The organism is Caballeronia sp. LZ032 (assembly GCF_031451315.1).
GTDB lineage: Bacteria > Pseudomonadota > Gammaproteobacteria > Burkholderiales > Burkholderiaceae > Caballeronia.
On sequence record NZ_JARUXP010000001.1, the window covers coordinates 3,086,533 to 3,104,945 of the forward strand.

Genomic DNA, 18,413 nt, shown 5'->3' on the forward strand with positions numbered 1-18,413 from the left:
CCGCATCAGCGAGTAAAAGTTCATGGGCCACGAAGAGTTCATGTCGCAAGAGGAGGTCGATGCCCTCCTCAAGGGCGTCACCGGCGAAATCGACCAGGTCTCCGACGAGACCAAACCCGTCGGCGTCCGTCCCTACAACATCGCGACGCAGGAACGCATCGTCCGCGGCCGGATGCCCGGCCTCGAAATCATCAACGACCGCTTCGCGCGCCTGATGCGCGTGGGCATCTTCAACTTCATGCGGCGTTCGGCGGAAATCTCCGTCGGTCCGGTGAAGGTGCAGAAGTACAGCGAATTCACCCGCAACCTGCCGATCCCGACCAACCTCAACCTGGTCCACGTGAAGCCCTTGCGCGGCACGTCGCTGTTCGTGTTCGACCCGAACCTCGTGTTCTTCGTGGTCGACAACCTGTTCGGCGGCGACGGGCGCTTCCATACGCGCGTCGAGGGACGCGAGTTCACGCAGACCGAGCAGCGCATCATCAGCAAGCTGCTCAACCTGGTGTTCGAGCATTACGCGACCTCGTGGCGCAGCGTGAAGCCGCTCCAGTTCGAATACATGCGTTCGGAGATGCACACGCAGTTCGCCAACGTCGCGACGCCGAACGAGATTGTCATCGTGACGCAGTTCACGATCGAATTCGGCTCGACGGGCGGCACGCTGCACATCTGCATGCCGTACTCGATGATCGAGCCGATCCGCGACGTGCTGTCCTCGCCGATCCAGGGCGAAGCGCTCGAAGTGGACCGCCGCTGGGTGCGCGTGCTGTCGCAGCAGGTGCAGTCGGCGGAAGTGGAACTGACGGTGGACCTTGCTGAAATCCGCTCGTCGTTCGAGCAGTTGCTGAACATGCGCGCCGGCGACGTGCTGCCGATCGACATCCCCGAGCATGTGACGGCGAAGGTGGACGGCGTGCCGGTCATGGAATGCGGCTACGGAATTTTCAATGGGCAATACGCGCTGCGCGTGCAAAAAATGGTCAGCGCGAGCGATACGATGAAGGAAGGTGGATATGAGTGATCTGATGCAGGAAGGCACGTTGCCCGGCGCGGACGCCAAGGCCGACGACGCCATCATGGACGACTGGGCCAGCGCCCTCGCCGAACAGAACGGCAACGAAACGCCGGCGGTGGCTACGGCCGGCGTGTTCCAGCCCTTGTCGAAGGCCGCGGCGCCGTCCACGCGCAACGACATCGACATGATTCTCGACATCCCCGTGCAGATGACGGTGGAGCTCGGGCGCACGAAGATTGCCATCCGCAACCTGCTGCAACTCGCACAAGGTTCGGTCGTGGAACTCGACGGCCTCGCCGGCGAGCCGATGGACGTGCTGGTCAACGGCTGCCTGATCGCTCAAGGCGAAGTGGTCGTCGTCAACGACAAGTTCGGCATCCGCCTGACCGACATCATCACGCCGTCTGAACGCATCCGGAAGCTGAATCGATGAAACGCGTGGTCGCCGCGCTGCTTTTCGCCGCGCCTCTTCTCGTGCATGCCGCCGACATGAACGCGGTGAATCACGCCGCGCAGATCGCCTCGGGCGTCGGCGCGGGCACCGCGGTGCCGTCGCTCGGCTTCGGCGCCGTGTTGCAGACGCTCGTCGGACTCGCGGTCGTGATCGGCTTCGTGTTCGGCTGCGCGTGGCTCGCGCGCAAGTTCGGCTATCAGGGCGGCAAGCGCAGCGGGCTCGTGAAAGTGGTGGGCGGCGCGTCGCTCGGCAACAAGGAACGGGTTGCGGTGATCGAAGTGGGCGATACGTGGCTTGTGCTCGGCGCGGGTCCCGGCAACGTGCGCCTGCTGCACACGATGCCCGCCGGATCAGCGGACGCGGACGGCATCGGCGTCCCTGTTCCGGGCGCGGCACAAACCGTGTCCGGCGGCTTCGGCCAGCGGTTCCGCGACGCCCTCGCCGGCGAAGCGAACAAGCGCCTGCAGAAGTTCGTCAAGTAACGCGCAGGTCATCGGCATCGGGCGTGCTCCGCGAGGACCACGCCCGATGCGCGTTTACAGTCTCGCAGCCTCGTTTGCAATAGAACGAGTTAGCGCGGGTTTTCCCCTCTGTTCGCGTCATCGTCGCGCCCCCGGATAGTCAACAATTCAGCCTATCGAAAAAGGCAGGATTTCATGGCTATCACCTTCATCGTTTTCCACGGTCAGCGCTTCGTCGATGTCCTTGCGGGCATCGCGGGCAAGCGTCTCAAGCAGTTCGTCGGCGGGAGCAAGTAATGCGGGTCAGTCGCAACATCGTGCGCGGCGTGAAGCTCGCGCTTCCGGTCGTGATCGGTCTGATGCCGTATCTCGCCTTCGCACAAAGCACGGCGGGTCTCCCCGCGTTCAACACCAGCCCCGGCCCGAACGGCGGCACGACCTATTCGCTCAGCGTGCAGACAATGCTGCTGCTGACGATGCTCTCGTTCCTCCCCGCGATGGTCCTGATGATGACGAGCTTCACGCGCATCATCATCGTGCTGTCGCTGCTGCGCCAGGCGCTCGGCACGACGAGCACGCCGCCGAACCAGGTGCTCGTCGGCCTCGCGCTGTTCCTCTCGTTCTTCGTGATGTCGCCGGTGCTCGACAAGGCCTACAACGACGCCTACAAGCCCTTCTCCGAAGGCCAGATCACGATGGATCAGGCCATGACGCGCGGCGTCGCGCCGTTCAAGCAGTTCATGCTGAAGCAGATCCGCGAGGCGGATCTCGCGCTGTTCGCCCGCATCTCGCACGCCGCGCCGATGAACGGCCCCGAGGACGTGCCGCTGTCGCTGCTGGTGCCTTCGTTCGTCACGAGCGAGCTGAAGACCGGCTTCCAGATCGGTTTCACGATCTTCATCCCGTTCCTGATCATCGACATGGTGGTGGCGAGCGTGCTGATGTCGATGGGCATGATGATGGTGTCGCCCACCACGATCGCGCTGCCGTTCAAGCTGATGTTGTTCGTGCTCGTCGACGGCTGGCAGTTGCTGATCGGCTCGCTCGCGCAGAGCTTCGTTTCCTGAGGATCGACAGATGACGCCCGAATCCGTCATGACGATGGCCCATCAGGCGATGTATGTCGCCTTGTTGCTGGCCGCGCCGCTGCTGCTCGTCGCGCTGGTCGTGGGTCTGGTGGTGAGCCTGTTCCAGGCCGCCACGCAGATCAACGAATCGACGCTCTCGTTCATTCCGAAGCTGATCGCGGTGGCGGTCACGCTGGTGATCGCCGGGCCCTGGATGCTCTCGACGCTGCTCGACTACATGCGTCACGTCTTCACCATCACGCCCGCGATCACGGGCTGAGCGCCTCGATGTTCTCCGTCACCTATGCGCAACTGAACGGCTGGCTCACGGCGTTCCTGTGGCCGTTCGTGCGCATTCTCGCGCTGATCGGCACGGCGCCGGTGCTGAGCCACATGGCGATCCCGATGCGCGTGAAGATCGCGCTGGCCGCGTTCGTCGCGCTGATCATCGCGCCGACGCTCGGCGCCATGCCGCAGGTGACGGTGTTCTCGTCGGCGGGCATCTGGATCATCGTCAACCAGTTCCTGATTGGCGCGGCCATCGGCATGACGATGCAGGTTGCATTCGCCGCTGTGGATGCGGCGGGCGAGTTCATCGGCCAGCAGATGGGCCTCGGCTTCGCGATGCTCTACGATCCGCGCGCCGGCGGCAATGCCGTGGTGGTGTCGCGCTATCTCAACACGCTGGCGATGCTCGCCTTCCTCGTCTTCGACGGCCATCTGCAGCTGGTCAGCGCGCTGGTCTCCACATTCCAGAGCGTGCCGGTGGATGTGAACGTCGTGGCCTCGGCCGCGCATGCGCAAGGCTGGCGCGTGCTGGTGGGTTATGGCGCCAGCGTCTTCTCGACGGGCTTGCTGCTCGCGCTGCCGATCGTCGCCGCGCTGCTCACCGCCAACCTCGCGCTCGGCATTCTGAACCGGGCCGCGCCGCAAATCGGCATCTTCCAGGTCGGCTTTCCGGTGACCATGCTGGTCGGCTTGTTGCTGCTGCAACTCATGGTGCCGAACCTGATGCCCTTCTTCCAGCGCATCTTCGACGTGGGGCTCGGGCAAATCGGGCGAATCGCCGGCGCGATGCACTGACGCACGCATCGACATGTTCCGGCTCATGCCGTCAGGCAACGATATCTCGGAATTCCCGTAACGCCTTCGACGTTGGATCGCTGTAGTCTGCCGCCTGACGAAATTTCTATCGTCCAATTCTTATAAGGAAGCAGTCATGCACCAACGTCATTCAGTCACGATGCAGAAGATCGATCGAAGCCAGCTTCACTATTCGCTGGTGTCGGGAGGCGCGGCGAAGACCACCAACGCCGTCACGCAAAGCAACATCGACGGGAACAACGTCATCGTGCTGCAGGGCGAAGTCTCTCGAGGCAATTCGAAATCCCGCGTCTGATCGCTCCCTGGTCCGGCAGGCGGGGTTAAGAGCGCACCCGCCTGTCGCGCGCCAATAAAAAAAGAGCATCGCGCTTCCGCGATGCTCCTCAAGATCAAGGTCCGGCAAAAACCGCTTCAATCAACTCCCGATGTAATCGAACAACGACATCTTCTGGATCTGCGAGAACGCCATCTGGGCTGCTTGCAGCGAGGTCTGCGTCAGCTCGTACTGGCTGATCGCCGACACCAGGTCGATGCTCGTGAGATTGGCGATGTCGCTTGCCGTCTGCGTCTGGCTGGTCTGCATCGACGTCTGCGTCGATTGCACTTCCTGTTCACGCCCGCCCACGACCGTCTGCGCCGCCAGCACATTATTGAACGTGTTGTTGACCTTGGTTCCGGCCGTGCTCAATGCGTTCGTCAGCGCAGCTTGCGCGCCCGGCGTGCCGGTCGGCTGCTTGAGCGCTGCCACGATGTTGTCGAGCGTCGCGAAGATATCGTTGTTATCGGTGGCCGCTGGCTGCACGCTGAACGTGTCGCCGTCGCCCGGCGTGCCGTCGATGGTCACGCTCTGGCCGCCCAGCTTGATGTCCGTCTTGCCGGTATAAGCCACGTTGGTCGGCAGCGTGCTGTCGGGCGGCGTGGATTCGACCGAATAGGTCGTGGTGCCGTCCGTTTGCGACACCGCGAAGGTGATCTTGTATTGGCTCGCATTGCCGGCGTTGCTGGCGTCGGTCACGCTCACCGCGCTGACCGTGCCGGTACCGGTGTTCTGGCTGCCGGCGCTCGAGACGGGATCGCTTTCCGTCGGCGAGACGCTCTGGAAAATCGACACGCCCGTGTCGCCCACCGAAATCGAACGGCCTTCGCTGATCTGCACCGAGCGCTGGCCGAAGTCGCCCGAATAGGTCGTGCCGACACCCGACGAATTGTTGGTGAACGGCGCCGTGCTGCCCTTCAGGCCGGAGAAGATGTAGTTGCCGTTGCTGTCCGTGGTGTTCGCAAGACCGAAGAGCTGGTCGCGCAAGCCCTGGATCGCGGTCGCGACCGAGGTGCGGTCCGCATCGGTGAGCGAACCGTCGCCGGCCTGCACGATCTTGGTCTGGATGCTTTGCAGGACCGTGCTCACGGTGCCGAGCGTGGAGTCTTCCTGTTGCAGCGAGGACAGCGCGGTCGTCTGGTTCGTGCTGTATTGCGCGAGCGCGCCGCTCTTCAGGGTCAGCTGCACGGCCTGGGCGGCGCCGAGCGGATCGTCGGACGCCGTGAGGATGCGCTTGCCCGACGAGATCTGCTGATACATCGACGCGAGCGTGCTTTGCTGGTCGCTCATCGAAGCGACGTTCATGTTGAAGTACTGGGAACTGGAAATACGCATTGCGTTTGCCTCAGTTGAACATGCCGAGCAGCGACTGGAACAGCGTCGCGGCGGTCTGGATCACCTTGCTGTTCGCTTGATAGAGCTGCTGATACTGAATCAGGTTGGCCGCTTCCTCGTTCAGGTTCACGCCCTGCACCGATTGCTGCGCCGTCGTGGCTTGCGAGAGCAGCGCGGTCTGCGCCGTGCTCGTCGCCTTGAGCTGGTTGGTCTGGTTGCCGATCGTGTTCACGTAGTTCGCGTACGAGCTCGTGAGCGTGTCGGTGCCGCCGTTGAACGACTTGGTCGAGACCAGGTTGGACATCGCGAGCGCGTTGCTGCCGTCGCTCGTGCCGCCCTTGTTCTGCGCGATCGTGAACGCGTCGTTGTCCTTCGGCGTGCCGCTGATGGTGGCGGAGATGCCGTTCGCCGTGACCGTCATGCCGTTCGACGCGTTGTACGGAATGGTCGTGCCCGCCGTGTAGCTGGTGCCGCCGACCGTCACATCGACGCTCGACGTGAAGCCGCCCGCCGACGCGCTGTACGTGAGCTTGATGTCCGACGGCATCGAGTAGCCGGTCGTGACCGTCGCCGACGAGATCGTCGCCGTGCCGGTGTTCGAGCTGCCCGCCGAGGTCACCGCCGGCGAAGCCGCGGCCACTGCGGCGCCGTTGGTCGTCGTGAGCTTGAACGCGTCGAGTGCGGCGCGCGTCGGCTGGATCGTGAACGAGTCGCCCTGCTTCACATCGGCGGCGGCCGGCACGGTGATCTTCAGGCCGTTGATGGTCTTGTCGGTGCCGGGATCGATCGTGCCGAGCGAATTGCCGGTCGCCGGATCGGTCACGTTGAAGGTGGTGCCGTTGTAGGTGACGGCGAAGTCGTTGGTCGGCGGCTGCGTGCCGTCGACGATCGACGCGCTCACGGTGCCCGTGCCCTGGTTGCGCGCGTTGGTCACGATGTTCGGGCTGCCGGCCGCGAACAGGTCCGTGCCCTGGACACCGTTGAGGTCGAGGCCGAGCTTGTTCTGGCTGTTCAGCTGGCTGCTGAAGCTCGTGGCGATGGCGCCGAGCTGCGCTTCGGCCGGGTCGAGGGTCTGCGAGCGGAACGAAATGAGGCCGCCGACCACGCCGCCCGTGAGGGCCGAATCGTCGATGTATTGGGTGTTCGCCGGCGTCTGCGGCGAGCCGTCGCGGCTCTGGAAGGCAACAGTCAGCTCGCTCGGATCCGACGGCGAATTCACCGTCTGCAAGCCGTATTGCGTGTTGCCGACGACGAGCGGCTGCCCGTTGCCGATGAACACGTTGTAGCTGTTGCCTTGCGACACGACCTGCACGCCGATCATCGAACTGAGGTTCGTGACGAGCTGATCGCGCTGGTCGAGCAACTGGTTCGGCTGCTGGCCGCCCGCCGTGGCGACGTCGATCTGCTTGTTGAGATCCGCGATCTGCTGCGAGTAGCTGTTGATCTGCGAGACCGCGCTCGTCAGCTGCGTGTTGACGCTCTGGCGCAGCTGGTCGTATTGCTCGCCCGCCGAATTGATCTGGTCGGCGAGCGTCTGCGCGCTGCTCATCAGCGACTGACGCACGGCGGTGCTGCTCGCCGAGTTCGCGACGGACTGCAGGCCGGAGAAGTAATTGGTGATGCCCGTTGCGATGCCCTTGGTCGGATCGCCCACGAGATTGTTGAGCTGCGAGATCAGCGAGTAGTACGTGCTCGCCGCGCTGCTCGACGCCTGCGTGTTGTTGACCTGGGTCGTCAGGTACTGGCTGTATTGACGCGTGACGGTCGTCGCCTGCACGCCATTGCCGAGATAGCCGGAACCGGTGTATTGGCCGGCCGCTTCCTGGTACTGGACCTTTTCGAGCGTATAGCCGGGCGTCGCGGCATTGCTGATGTTCTGACCCGTCGTCGTCAGGCCCCACTGGGCCGCATTCAGACCCGAAAGACCAATGCTGAAAATATTATTGGACATGCGTGAATCCTGTTGAGGCGGCGTGGAATCGAGCGCTGCCGCATGATTGCCTTGTATATCGGCCGGACGCCGGGGAAATTGAGCTTCACGCGTGGCTCGCATCGGGTTATCGGAGTGATCTTGGATTCGATGCAAACGCTGGACGCTTGTCGCGATGGGAAATTATCGACGGCCGATGTCAATCGCTATTGAGCGAAGAGCGCGGGGTTTACAGGTCAATTCTGCTGATTCGACGTGCGGTCGTTCAGATGGCCCATGAAAGACGATGCCCCTGGGCAAGACGGCAGTTGCCTGCCGCCCCGCACAGGGGCATGGAGCTGAATTACTCAGCCAGTTACGCCGCGAACGCGTTACTTCGCCAGCGAGCGCCGCTTCATCTCGAGCTGCGTGATCAGCCGTTGCAGCGTGTTTTCCGCCGATCCCGGCATCGACGTGAATTTGAAGCCGATCGTATAGCGGCGATCACCCTTGGGCGTCGTCGATTCGCGATGCGAAACCAGCATCATGTCCAGCGTGACCTTGCCGTTCGCGCTGAAATGCAGTTCGGCATCTTCCAGCACGATGCCCATCTCCAGTCCCGCGACACGCTCATCCGTCGTGCGCAGCGCGACGCCGCCCAGCGAAAGGTCGTGCACCTCGAAGCGGAAACGCTCCCCGTCCGGAAGCACGCCCGTGCAGATGTAAGGATCGAGCACCGGCGCTTCGACGCGGAAGTACTCGCGCCGCTGCATGTAGTAGAGCACCGTGGGGAACTCGACTTCGAACGCGGGCCGGCCGTCGAAGACGGTTTCGCGCGGCCGGGCCGTGGTGAACTCGACGCGCACGCCTTCGGGCGCCGCATGAAAAACGAGCTTTTGTGCCGCCAGCACGCCGCGATTCTGTTCCGCGACGCCGCCCCAGTCGAAGGTGAAGCGATGCGCCGTCACATCGACGTCAAGCAGGCGGGTGACGATCTGGCCGTCGCCGTATTGCGCGGTGAGGAAGTCACCACGATTGGCGAGATTGCGCAGCGCAACGCCGATTTCCAGCGGATTGCGCCGTCCGAAATCAACGATCGGTGCAACATCATCGTCGGCAACGTCATGTTTTTGATTGGTGTTCATGGTGCTGGCCGTATTCTCTGTGCTCGCGCATTGCCCTTATCCCCGAACGCCGCGCGTCGCTCCAGGCCCCTATTGGTCCGGAACTTCGATTATTCAGGTTAGCGGCTTGCAGTTTTAAAAGTTTAGGGTTTGCCGGCGCAAAAAGTATGTGGTGCGCCGTCCCTTCGAACGTAAAACGTTTGCCGTCGCCCCAAGGCCGAACAATTGCATCTCGCCAGGATGTATACGGCAAACGCCGCCTTCCCAGCAAGAAGGCGGCCGCAACCATCGGGTGATTGAGCGCGAAGCCGTGCCCTGTTGCGTCAGACGATCTGTCGCATGATCGAGATGAGTTTCTTCGCGTATTGCGGATCGGTCGCGTAACCCGCCTTCTGCATGCCGTGCGCGAAGCCGGCCACGTCGCGGGACGCCTGGATCACCGGCGCGTAACGCGGGTTGGTGCTGATGACGCTGGCGTAGTCGGTTAGCGCGTGCTCGTATGAATCGTAGGCGCGGAACTTCTCCACGACCTTCTGCGGCCGGCCGTTCACGTATTCGGTCGTGACGGCATTGACCGTCTTGCCGGTCCAGTCCTTCGTCGCCTTGATGCCGAAGATGTTGTGACTCGTCGAGCCGTCGGCGGCCTTGATCTCGCGCTTGCCCCAGCCGGATTCCAGCGCCGCCTGACCGATGATGAAGCGCGCCGGAATGCCCGTCGCCGCGCTCGCGGCCTGCGCCGGCGCAGCCAGACGGTCGACGAACGCATTGACCTTGTCCGAACCGTTGCCGCGCGCGGGCGGTTCGAGCGAATCCGCCGCCGAGTAGCCGCGGCCGGCGAGCGTGCTGTTCTTGTTGGCTTGCGCCGCCGCATACGCCTTCGCCATGGCGTTCATGGCCGCGAGATTGCCCGCGTTGGCATCGAGATCGCCGCCGCCCGACATGCCGCCGAGCGCCTGCATCGCGTTCATGGAGCCTGCCGCGCCGGCGCCGCCCGCGGCGTTCGCGCCGGTCTGCGTGCCGGAATTGCGCATGAGCTGCTTGAGCATCATGTCCGCGACGCCAATGCCCTTCGACGACATCTGCTGCGAAAGCTGCTGGTCGAGCATCGACGTGAACGACTTCGTATCGTTCGATTCGAACGGGCTGTCGGAAGGCGTCGCATCGCGCATGCTCTTCAGCATCATCTGCGTGAAGACGGCGTCGAACTGCTTCGCTGCTTCCTTGAGTCCCTGCTGCGGATTCGCGCCGGCCTGCGCGCGCAATGCGTCGAAACCTTGCGTGTCGAGCGCGAAACGGTTCGAGAGATTCGAGAGTCCGCCGCTCGTATCGGTCGATGCCAGCATGCCGCTGGCGATTCCGTTCGGGTTCGCGTTCATAAGTTCTTATACGTTTTTAGATGATTTCGAGGTCGGCGCGCAAGGCGCCGGCGGCCTTCATCGATTGAAGGATCGAGATGAGGTCGGCCGGCGTCGCGCCGAGCGCGTTGAGCGCCTTGACGACTTCGGCGAGATTCGCGCCTGCGTTCAGCATCTTGAGCGCGCCGCTGTCCTGCTTGAGCTGGATCGACGACTCCTTCGCCGCCACCGTCTGCCCGTTCGAGAAGGCATTCGGCTGGCTCACTGCCGTCTTCGTGTTGATGACGACCGACAGATTGCCGTGCGCCACGGCGCAGTTCTGCAGCGTGACCATCTGGTTCATGACGATGGAGCCGGTGCGCGCGTTCAGGATCACCTTCGCGGCGGCCTGCGCCGGATGCACGTCGATGTTCTGCAACTGCGCCATGAAGGACACTTGCTGGCTCGGGTCCTGCGGCGCGCGCAACTGGATGGTGCGGCCGTCGAGCGCGAGCGCCGTGCCCGCGCCGAACAGGTTGTTGACCGCAGCGACGATGCGCTGCGTCGTGTCGAAGTCCATTTCACGCAGTTCCATCTGCATGACGCCGCCCTGCTGCTGCAATGCCGAAGGCACCGCCCGCTCGACGATCGCACCCGCCGAAATGCGGCCCACCGCCAACTGGTTCACCTGGACCTTGCTGCCGTTCGCGCTCGCGCCTGCGCCGCCGACGACGAGGTTGCCCTGCGCCATCGCATATACCTGGCCATCGGCGCCCTTCAGCGGCGACATCAGCAAGGTGCCGCCGCGCAGGCTCTTGGCATTGCCGAGCGAGGACACCGTGACGTCGATCGCTTCGCCGGGGCGCGCGAACGGCGGCAGCGTCGCGGTCACCATCACGGCGGCGACGTTCTTCAACTGCATGTTCTGCGTGGTGGCCGAGTTCACCGTGATGCCCAGGTTGCCGAGCATGTTGGTGAGCGACTGCGTCGTGAACGGCGTCTGCATGGTCTGGTCGCCGGTGCCGTCGAGGCCGACGACAAGACCATAGCCGATCAGCGGGTTGTCGCGCACGCCCTGGAACGAGACGAGGTCCTTGAGACGTTCGGCATGCGCGTGCGGCACGGCGCCGAGCGCAACGACGGCTGCGGCGAGCGAGAACGAGATGAAACGAAGAAGCGGATTCATGATCAGAACGGCGCGACGTTGAGGAAGAAGCGTTGGAGCCAGCCCATGTTCTCCGCTTCGTCGATGTAACCCTTCGCCGAGTATTCGATCTTCGCGTCGGCGACTTGCGTGGAGTAGACGGTGTTGCTGCCCGAGATGGTCGTCGGGTTAACGACGCCCGAGAAGCGCACGAATTCGTTGCCCTGGTTGATGAGCATCTGCTTCTCGCCGCTCACCATCAGGTTGCCGTTGGGCAGGACTTCCGTGACGGTCACGGTCAGCGTGCCGCTGAACGTGTTGGCCGCGCTGGCGCCGCCCGTTGCGGTGAACTTGTTGGCGCCGGTGGCCGAGAGCGTCGTGTTGTTGAACAGGCCGCCGAAGATGCCCGGCGTGGTCGGCACGGCGAAGGCCGCATTGCTGCCGCGGTTGGTGTTCGCCGCCGAGGACTTTGTCGCGTTGACGTTTTCCGAGATCACGATGGTCAGGATGTCGCCCATGTTGCGCGGCCGCTGGTCTTCGAACAGCGGGCGGCCTGCATAGCCGGCGTTGTAGATCGCGCCGGGCGAACGCGTGCCGGTGGGCGGCTGCGGCGGACGCGCGGTCATCGGCTGCTGGATGATCGGCTCTTTCGGCACGAGGCCGCATGCGCCGAGCGCCGCGCCGAAGGCGGCAACCGTGGCGAGGCGCGAGGCATGGAGCGAAGCGCGCGCGATGAGGTGAAGTGACGACATCGTGATAACTCGTATGAAGCGAAAGATGCGTCAGTGTGACGTCATCTTTCCGATTCTCATCCGTCGAATAAAGGGGTTAAACCTGCATTTGCGAGAGCGTCTGCAACATCTGGTCGGACGTGGTCACGGCCTTGCTGTTGATTTCGTACGCGCGCTGGGTCTGGATCATGTTCACCAGTTCCTGCACCACGTTGACGTTCGACGCTTCCACATAGCCTTGCTGCAACGAGCCCGCGCCGTTCAGGCCCGGTTGTGACACGTTCGGCGCGCCCGAGCTGCCCGTCTCAGAGAACAGGTTTTCACCGCGCGCTTCGAGGCCGGCCGGATTGATGAAGGTCGCGAGCTGGATCGCGCCGACCGTCGTGCTGGCCGACGTGCCCGACTGCGTGATCGACACCGTGCCGTCCGAACCGATCGTGATCGACGTCGCGTTCTGCGGAATCGTGATCGCCGGATTCACCTGATAGCCGCTCGACGTGACCAGCTGGCCCTGCGCATTCGTCTGGAACGAGCCGTCGCGCGTGTAGGCGGTCGTGCCGTCGGGCATCGTCACCTGGAAGAAGCCCTGGCCGTTGATCGCGACGTCCTTCGAGTTGCCGGTCTGCTGCAGGTTGCCCTGCGTGTACAGCCGTTCCGTCGCGATCTGCTGCACGCCGGTGCCAAGCTGCACGCCCGAGGCCAGCTCGGTCTGTTGCGTCGAATTCGCGCCCGGCTGGCGGGTGGTCTGGTACAGCAGGTCCTCGAACACCGCGCGCGAACCTTTGAAGCCGTTCGTGCTCACGTTGGCGAGGTTGTTCGAGATGGTGTCCATCTGCGCCTGCTGCGCATTCATGCCGGTCGCGGCGATGTAGAGAGAGCGATTCATGTTCTTTCGTGTCCTGTGGTGCTGGCGTGCGCCGCTTAGCTGAAGTTGAGCAGCTTGTTGGCCGACTGTTCGTTCTGGTCGGCCGATTCCATCAGCTTCGTCTGCATCTGGAATTGCCGGGCGTTGGTGATCATCGAGACCATCGCGGAGACGGGGTTCACGTTGCTGCCCTCGAGCGCGCCGCCGGCCACGACGACATTCGGGTCCGCGTCGGCGGGATCGCCGGTCGCGGTGCGGAAGAGCCCGTCGTCGCCGCGCGTGAGCGTCGCCGGATCGGGATTGACGAGCTTCAGCTGATCCACCACCGCGATCGCCGTCGGCGGGTCGCCCGGAATCAGCGCCGAGATCGTGCCGTCATGACCGATTGTCACTTCGGCGCCCGGCGGGATCGACAGCGGACCGCTGTTGCCGATCACCGGCAGGTTGCTCGCGTTGACGAGCTGGCCGTTCTGATCCACGTGCAGGTTGCCCGCGCGCGTGTAGGCCTCGCTGCCGTCCGCCGCCTGCACGGACAGCCAGCCCTGGCCCTGGATCGCGACATCCAGCGGATTGCCGGTCTGCTGGACCGGCCCCGCCGAGTAGTCCGCGGTGGGCGTCGACGACAGCACGAAGGTGCGCGTCGAGCCGTCGGCGGACTGGTTCTCGAACGACATCGGCACCTGGCGGAACGCAGCGAGTTGCGCCTTGAAACCCGTGGTCGACGTGTTCGCGAGGTTGTTCGCCACGACGGCCTGTTGTTCGAGCGCCTGGCTGGCGCCGGTCATCGCGGTGTAGATCAGACGGTCCATGAATCGCTTCCTTCGAGCCTATGCGTGCGCTGCTTACAGGTTGATCAGCGTCTGGTCGACGGTCTGCTGCGTCTTGATCGTCTGCGCGTTCGCCTGATAGTTGCGCTGCGCGGTGATCAGGTTCACGAGCTCGCTCGTCAGGTCCACGTTGGAGTTCTCCACCGCGCCGCCCTGCAGCGTGCCGTGGTTGGTCGAGCCGGGCACGGCGATTTGCGCCGCGCCCGACGCGGCCGTCTGCGCGTACACGTTGCCGCCCAGGTTTTGCAGGCCGTTCTGGTTGTTGAAGTTGGCGATGGCGATCTGGCCGAGGGCCTTGGTTTCACCGTTCGAATAGTTGCCCGTCAGCATGCCGTCGGTGCCGACCGTGAAGCCCGTCAGTTCGCCCGTGCTGTTGCCGTCCTGGTGCAGATTCGTGATGCCGCTCTTGGCGCCGTACTGGGTCGTGCCGGTCAGGTCGAGCGTCAGGGTCTGCGTGCTGTTGCCGGTCGGATCCGCGCCGTTGGGGATCGTGAAGGTGAACTGCCCCTTGTTGGCCGAGGTTACGCCGCCTGCGGTGTTCGCAGCCGTGCCGGTCAACGTGCCGGTGGAATCGAACGACACTGCGCCGAGATCCGTTGTCTGCGAGACAGGGTCGCCGTAGCCCGCATAGGCTTCCCACGTGCCGGTCTGGGTCTTCGTGAAGTACACGGACACTTTCTGCGTGCCGCCCAGCGTGTCGTACACATCCACCGAAGTCGATTCGTTGTAGGTGTTGCCGTTGGTCGGATCGAAGTTGAGCGTCTGGTTCGTGTCCTGCGAGTTCAGGTTGAACGCGGCCGTGATGCTCTTCGTCGCGGTCGGCTGGATGTTCGCCGTCGGCACCGACAGGGGAACCGTGCTCGCGCTGTTGACCACGCCGGACGAATCCGCCGCATAGCCCATCAGTTGCAGGCCCGCCGAGTTGACGATCTTGCCGCTGTCATCGAGGTGGAACACGCCGTTGCGCGAGTACACCACCGAGCCGTTGTTCGACAGCTGATAGAAACCGTTGCCGTTGATGGCGACATCGAGTGCCTGGTTGGTCGTCGTGATCGTGCCTTGCGAGAACTGCTGCTGCACTTCCGCCAGACGCGTGCCGATACCGATCTGGTTGCTGACGGCCGTGGCCATCGAGTTGGCGTACATGTCGGCGAACTGCGCCGAGCCCTGCTTGAAGCCGACCGTGTTCGAGTTGGCGATGTTGTTGCCGATGACGTCGAGGTCGCTCGATGCGGCGCCCAGACCGCTCAGTGCCTGTTGATAGCTCATGTGTTTCTCCGTGACGAGTTCGCGCTCGTCCTAAAAATTGAATTTAAAGAATCGAGGCGACGCTCGAGAGCGCCACGGTGGAACCGTTCGAAAGCTTGAGGCCCGGCGCGCCGCCGGACATCTGCACGACGCTCTGGACCTGCGCGGCCGACAGCGTCGTGGCCGTGGCCTGCTGGCCGTTGATCGTGCCTTGCGCGGTGATCGTGTAGGAGCCGTCGGCGAGCGTGGCGCCCTTCGAATCGACCGGCGTCCAGCCCGTCACCGGCACGACGCCCGCGCCCTGCGCGCCGAGGTCGAGCGTGTTGACGATCTGGCCCGAGGCGTTCTTCACGACGATCTGCAGGTCGCTCACATCGTTCGCCAGCTGCACGCCGAAGCTCGACGACTTGCCGCTCGCCACCGTCACGTCGCTGCCGGAGGACAGCACGTTGGAACCGATCAGCAGCGCGGCCTGCGTCTGCTGGCCAGCCGACAGCTGCGCGGCAAGCGACGACAGCGACGTATTCAACTGGCCGATGCCCGTCACCGTATTGATCTGTGCGAGCTGCGAGGTCATCTGCGAGCTGTCGGCGGGATTGGTGGGGTCCTGGTTCTTCAACTGCGTCACGAGCAGCGTGAGGAAGGTGTTCTGCAGGTCCGACGCCGATTGCGCGCCGGTCGCCGAGGTCGACGAAGACGTCGACGAACTCGACGACGCGCCGTTCATGGTGTCGAGCAGCGTCTGCGACACCGTGGTGCCGTTGCTGCCGATGGTTGTGCTGGTCGTCACGTTGCGTTCCTTGGATGTCTGTATCAGGTTCCGATGGTCAGGGTCTTGAGCATCAATTGTTTGGCGGTGTTGAGCGTTTCGACGTTCGCCTGGTAGGAACGCGACGCGGAAATCATGTTGACCATTTCCTGCACGGGGTCGACGTTGGGCAGCGTCACATAGCCGTCCGCGTTGGCCGCGGGGTTGCTGGGGTCGTAGCTGGTCTTCATCGGGCTCGGATCGTCGATCACGCCGGTCACCTGCACGCCGCCGACCTGCTGGCCCGACGCGGTGCGCGCGCCGCCGAGCGGATCGACCGCGAACACGACCTGCTTCGCCTTGTACGGCTGGCCGTCCGGGCCGGTCGTGCTGTCCGCGTTGGCGAGGTTCGACGCGGTGACGTTCAGGCGCTGCGCCTGGGCGGACATCGCCGAGCCGGCGACGTTGAAGATGTTCATCAAAGAGGGCATGGTCTTTCTCCTGTCGTGCTCAGCTGTTCGACGTGATCGCCGACAGCATCGACTTGATCTGCGACGACAGCACCGTCATGCCGGCTTCGAAGTGCAGCGCATTGTCGGCGAACTGCACGCGCTCGGCGTCGAGGTCCACGGTGTTGCCGTCCAGCGAAGGCTGGCTCGGCACGCGGTAGGCGAGCTTGCCGTAGTCGTCCGTCGAGCCGCCGGATGCGGCGAGCGTCGACGTGCCGCTCATGTGGCCTTGCGAAGTCACGGCCAGCGACGCGCTCGAGCTGAGGCTGACGGGCTGCGCCATCTTCAGCGTCGAGCTGTTCGACGCCGTGCCGTTCTGCTTCAGCGCGCCCGCGAGCGCGCTCGAGAATTCGACGTCGCGCGCCTTGTAGCCGGGGGTGTCGGCGTTGGCAATGTTCGACGACAGCAATTCCTGCCGGTACGCGCGCACGTCGAGCGCTTCACGGCCGAAGGCGAATTCCTTGTCGAGTCTGTCTAGCATTCCGGTTTCTCCTGTCGGCAGCGCTGAGGCCTTTTTGCATGACACGCATCTTAGGAGCGGCGCACAAGAACTAATCCGATGAATAACCGGGAAACGCGGCCTCTATTCGACGCTTGCACGCGCCCGCCGATATCTAGAATGCGTTTCGTGGCCGATGGCGGGCGTGCTGTGCTTCCCGTCCGGTTCCAGGCAGTTGCCGTGCAGTGCGCGGCTCGATTTATTCAGGCAATGCCGCGTTCAGTGCGCGGCGTCAGGGAGAGAAGGGATGAGCAGGTCCGCCAAGCGTGCATCGAACCCTACGGCTCGCGCCGCAGCGACGTTCACGCGCCGCACGCTGTGCGGGCTGGCGGGCGTCTTGCTGCTGATGGCCGTCGCGGCGGGCGCATCCGCGCAGCAAAGCGACGGCATGATCGTCATTCCCGGCAATGCCGAGACCAATCCCGCCGCGGCCGCCGACATGGCGAAGAACCTGGCGCCTGCCGCGCGGGTTTCGACGCCCGCGCCCTTGAGCGCCAGCGGTTATCGCGCAGCGACTCGCGCCGCCGACGCCGCGATGCGCAACGCCGCGCTCGAACTGGAAGCCCACGCCGACGCCGCCGATGATTCAATGAACGACGCCGGCATGATCGTGATTCCCGGCCCGGGCGAAGCGAAGCCGGCGGCCGCCGCCGCTCCCGTTGCGACGCGCGTCGCGGCTCCGGCGCTTGCCAAGGCGCCCGCTGTAGCCGCCTCGCGCGACGTGATGCCGGTAGTCGTCACGCGCGATGACGCCGCGGCTGGCCGAGCCGTCAATCCGCGACCGGTTGCGGCCGGCGTGGCGACGCCCGTCGCAGGGGCAGCCGCTTCGCCGATGCAGCGCGTCAGCTTCAAGCCTGCCGCCGCAGCGGCACCCGCGGCAGCGACGCTTCCGCCCGCGCCCGGCGCGCCCGCCACGATGCAGGACGGCGAGTCGATTCGCGCGGCCGCGCTGAACTTCCTCCAGCAACAGGCAGCCGGCTTGCCCGGCAAGGTCGACATCACGGTCACGCCGGTGTTTCCGCGCGGCCTGGCCGCGTGCTCGTCGCTCGATCCGTTCATGCCGACCGGCGCGCGCCTCTGGGGCCGCATGACGGTCGGCGTGCGCTGCGTCGGCGAACGGCCGTGGACGCTGTATGTCCAGGCGCGCGTGTCGGTCAACGCCACTTACTATCTGGCCGCGCGTGCGATCGCGCCCGGCGAAGTGCTGACCAACGCCGATCTGATCGCCCGCGACGGCGACCTCACCGCGATGCCGCAGGCCATCGTCACCGATCCGGCGCAAGCTGTCGGCGCAGTGGCGCTGTCGCGCGTGCCGGCGGGTTTGCCGCTGCGCACCGACATGCTGCGCGCCGCGAGTTCGGTGTCGATCGGACAGACCGTGCATGTGGTCACGGGCGGCGCCGGCTTTTCCATTTCCGCCGACGGCACCGCGATGAACAACGCGGCGCCCGGCCAGCAAGTACGGGTGAAAACTGCCGGTGGCCAGATCATCACCGGCGTCGTGAAGGACAGCCAGACGGTGGAAGTGTCCCTCTGAAGAGGGCGGTTTGCATGATGTGTTCGGTCCCCCACGTATGTTTCATTTTGTTGCAATTCGCGTCGATGCCCGCTGCATAAGGGTTTCCGGGCGATGAGCACGGCGAACACCAGCTGGCGCTCCTGAGGCAGGGTCAAGTTTTCGGGCACCCTGACCGATAAAGGACTCAACACGTTCGGGAATGGA

20 protein-coding genes are annotated in these 18,413 nt (G+C 64.3%); 8 read left to right on the forward strand and 12 right to left on the reverse strand.

Annotation, left to right across the window (positions count from 1 at the left end; translation table 11 throughout):
- The first annotated feature begins 22 nt into the window (after nucleotides 1-22).
- From fliM to QCE69_RS14535, 7 genes are all read left to right on the forward strand, one after another.
- The gene (gene fliM / locus QCE69_RS14505) at nucleotides 23-1,021 is read left to right on the forward strand and encodes a flagellar motor switch protein FliM (protein WP_309898259.1); all 999 of its coding nucleotides are present in this window, start codon (nucleotides 23-25) and stop codon (nucleotides 1,019-1,021) included.
- Nucleotides 1,014-1,448 (forward strand): flagellar motor switch protein FliN, encoded by a 435-nt coding sequence (gene fliN, locus QCE69_RS14510; RefSeq protein ID WP_309919123.1) that lies wholly within the window; start codon nucleotides 1,014-1,016, stop codon nucleotides 1,446-1,448. The genes fliM and fliN overlap by 8 nt, the downstream gene beginning before the upstream one ends.
- Nucleotides 1,445-1,951: a flagellar biosynthetic protein FliO gene (fliO, locus tag QCE69_RS14515; protein ID WP_309919125.1), complete on the forward strand. Its 507-nt coding sequence runs from the start codon at nucleotides 1,445-1,447 to the stop codon at nucleotides 1,949-1,951. The genes fliN and fliO overlap by 4 nt, the downstream gene beginning before the upstream one ends.
- A gap of 338 nt (nucleotides 1,952-2,289) precedes the next feature.
- Complete coding sequence (fliP, locus tag QCE69_RS14520) at nucleotides 2,290-2,997, forward strand: flagellar type III secretion system pore protein FliP (protein ID WP_409021206.1); 708 nt, start codon at nucleotides 2,290-2,292, stop codon at nucleotides 2,995-2,997.
- A gap of 10 nt (nucleotides 2,998-3,007) precedes the next feature.
- Nucleotides 3,008-3,277, forward strand: a complete 270-nt coding sequence (fliQ, locus tag QCE69_RS14525) for a flagellar biosynthesis protein FliQ (RefSeq protein WP_008352562.1) — start codon at nucleotides 3,008-3,010, stop codon at nucleotides 3,275-3,277.
- An 8-nt stretch (nucleotides 3,278-3,285) separates the two neighbouring features.
- Nucleotides 3,286-4,080 carry a flagellar biosynthetic protein FliR gene (fliR, locus tag QCE69_RS14530; protein ID WP_309919128.1) on the forward strand — a complete coding sequence of 265 codons (795 nt, stop codon included), beginning with the start codon at nucleotides 3,286-3,288 and terminating at the stop codon, nucleotides 4,078-4,080.
- Nucleotides 4,081-4,216: 136 nt separating this feature from the next.
- Nucleotides 4,217-4,396, forward strand: coding sequence for a hypothetical protein (locus QCE69_RS14535; RefSeq protein WP_309931306.1), 180 nt, complete (start codon nucleotides 4,217-4,219; stop codon nucleotides 4,394-4,396).
- Between the two features lie 120 nt (nucleotides 4,397-4,516).
- On the opposite strand, the gene flgL is transcribed toward QCE69_RS14535, so the two are convergent.
- The 12 genes from flgL to flgB all read right to left on the reverse strand — a co-directional run bounded on the left by flgL (nucleotide 4,517) and on the right by flgB (nucleotide 16,672).
- Nucleotides 4,517-5,752, reverse strand: coding sequence for a flagellar hook-associated protein FlgL (gene flgL / locus QCE69_RS14540; protein WP_309931307.1), 1,236 nt, complete (start codon nucleotides 5,750-5,752; stop codon nucleotides 4,517-4,519).
- 10 nt (nucleotides 5,753-5,762) lie between these two features.
- The gene (flgK, locus tag QCE69_RS14545; RefSeq protein ID WP_309919137.1) at nucleotides 5,763-7,703 is read right to left on the reverse strand and encodes a flagellar hook-associated protein FlgK; all 1,941 of its coding nucleotides are present in this window, start codon (nucleotides 7,701-7,703) and stop codon (nucleotides 5,763-5,765) included.
- 350 nt (nucleotides 7,704-8,053) lie between these two features.
- Nucleotides 8,054-8,806, reverse strand: a complete 753-nt coding sequence (locus QCE69_RS14550) for a flagellar regulator YcgR PilZN domain-containing protein (protein ID WP_309919140.1) — start codon at nucleotides 8,804-8,806, stop codon at nucleotides 8,054-8,056.
- Between the two features lie 302 nt (nucleotides 8,807-9,108).
- Entirely contained in the window at nucleotides 9,109-10,128 is a 1,020-nt protein-coding gene (gene flgJ, locus QCE69_RS14555; RefSeq protein ID WP_309931308.1) for a flagellar assembly peptidoglycan hydrolase FlgJ, read from the reverse strand.
- A gap of 49 nt (nucleotides 10,129-10,177) precedes the next feature.
- Nucleotides 10,178-11,305, reverse strand: a complete 1,128-nt coding sequence (locus tag QCE69_RS14560; protein ID WP_309919147.1) for a flagellar basal body P-ring protein FlgI — start codon at nucleotides 11,303-11,305, stop codon at nucleotides 10,178-10,180.
- 2 nt (nucleotides 11,306-11,307) lie between these two features.
- Nucleotides 11,308-12,015, reverse strand: a complete 708-nt coding sequence (locus QCE69_RS14565) for a flagellar basal body L-ring protein FlgH (RefSeq protein ID WP_309931310.1) — start codon at nucleotides 12,013-12,015, stop codon at nucleotides 11,308-11,310.
- A gap of 76 nt (nucleotides 12,016-12,091) precedes the next feature.
- Complete coding sequence (flgG, locus tag QCE69_RS14570; protein WP_309919153.1) at nucleotides 12,092-12,880, reverse strand: flagellar basal-body rod protein FlgG; 789 nt, start codon at nucleotides 12,878-12,880, stop codon at nucleotides 12,092-12,094.
- A 35-nt stretch (nucleotides 12,881-12,915) separates the two neighbouring features.
- Nucleotides 12,916-13,668 (reverse strand): flagellar basal-body rod protein FlgF, encoded by a 753-nt coding sequence (gene flgF / locus QCE69_RS14575; RefSeq protein ID WP_309810772.1) that lies wholly within the window; start codon nucleotides 13,666-13,668, stop codon nucleotides 12,916-12,918.
- Nucleotides 13,669-13,701: 33 nt separating this feature from the next.
- Nucleotides 13,702-14,955 (reverse strand): flagellar hook protein FlgE, encoded by a 1,254-nt coding sequence (flgE, locus tag QCE69_RS14580; RefSeq protein ID WP_309919155.1) that lies wholly within the window; start codon nucleotides 14,953-14,955, stop codon nucleotides 13,702-13,704.
- A gap of 43 nt (nucleotides 14,956-14,998) precedes the next feature.
- Nucleotides 14,999-15,724 (reverse strand): flagellar hook assembly protein FlgD, encoded by a 726-nt coding sequence (locus tag QCE69_RS14585; protein WP_309919158.1) that lies wholly within the window; start codon nucleotides 15,722-15,724, stop codon nucleotides 14,999-15,001.
- A gap of 23 nt (nucleotides 15,725-15,747) precedes the next feature.
- Nucleotides 15,748-16,173, reverse strand: a complete 426-nt coding sequence (gene flgC / locus QCE69_RS14590; RefSeq protein WP_035499295.1) for a flagellar basal body rod protein FlgC — start codon at nucleotides 16,171-16,173, stop codon at nucleotides 15,748-15,750.
- Between the two features lie 19 nt (nucleotides 16,174-16,192).
- On the reverse strand, nucleotides 16,193-16,672 hold the full coding sequence (gene flgB / locus QCE69_RS14595; protein WP_309931312.1) for a flagellar basal body rod protein FlgB: 480 nt from the start codon (nucleotides 16,670-16,672) through the stop codon (nucleotides 16,193-16,195).
- A 265-nt stretch (nucleotides 16,673-16,937) separates the two neighbouring features.
- Here flgB and flgA point away from each other — a divergent pair, with 265 nt between their 5' ends.
- Entirely contained in the window at nucleotides 16,938-18,227 is a 1,290-nt protein-coding gene (gene flgA / locus QCE69_RS14600) for a flagellar basal body P-ring formation chaperone FlgA (RefSeq protein WP_309931314.1), read from the forward strand.
- The last annotated feature ends 186 nt before the right edge of the window (nucleotides 18,228-18,413 follow it).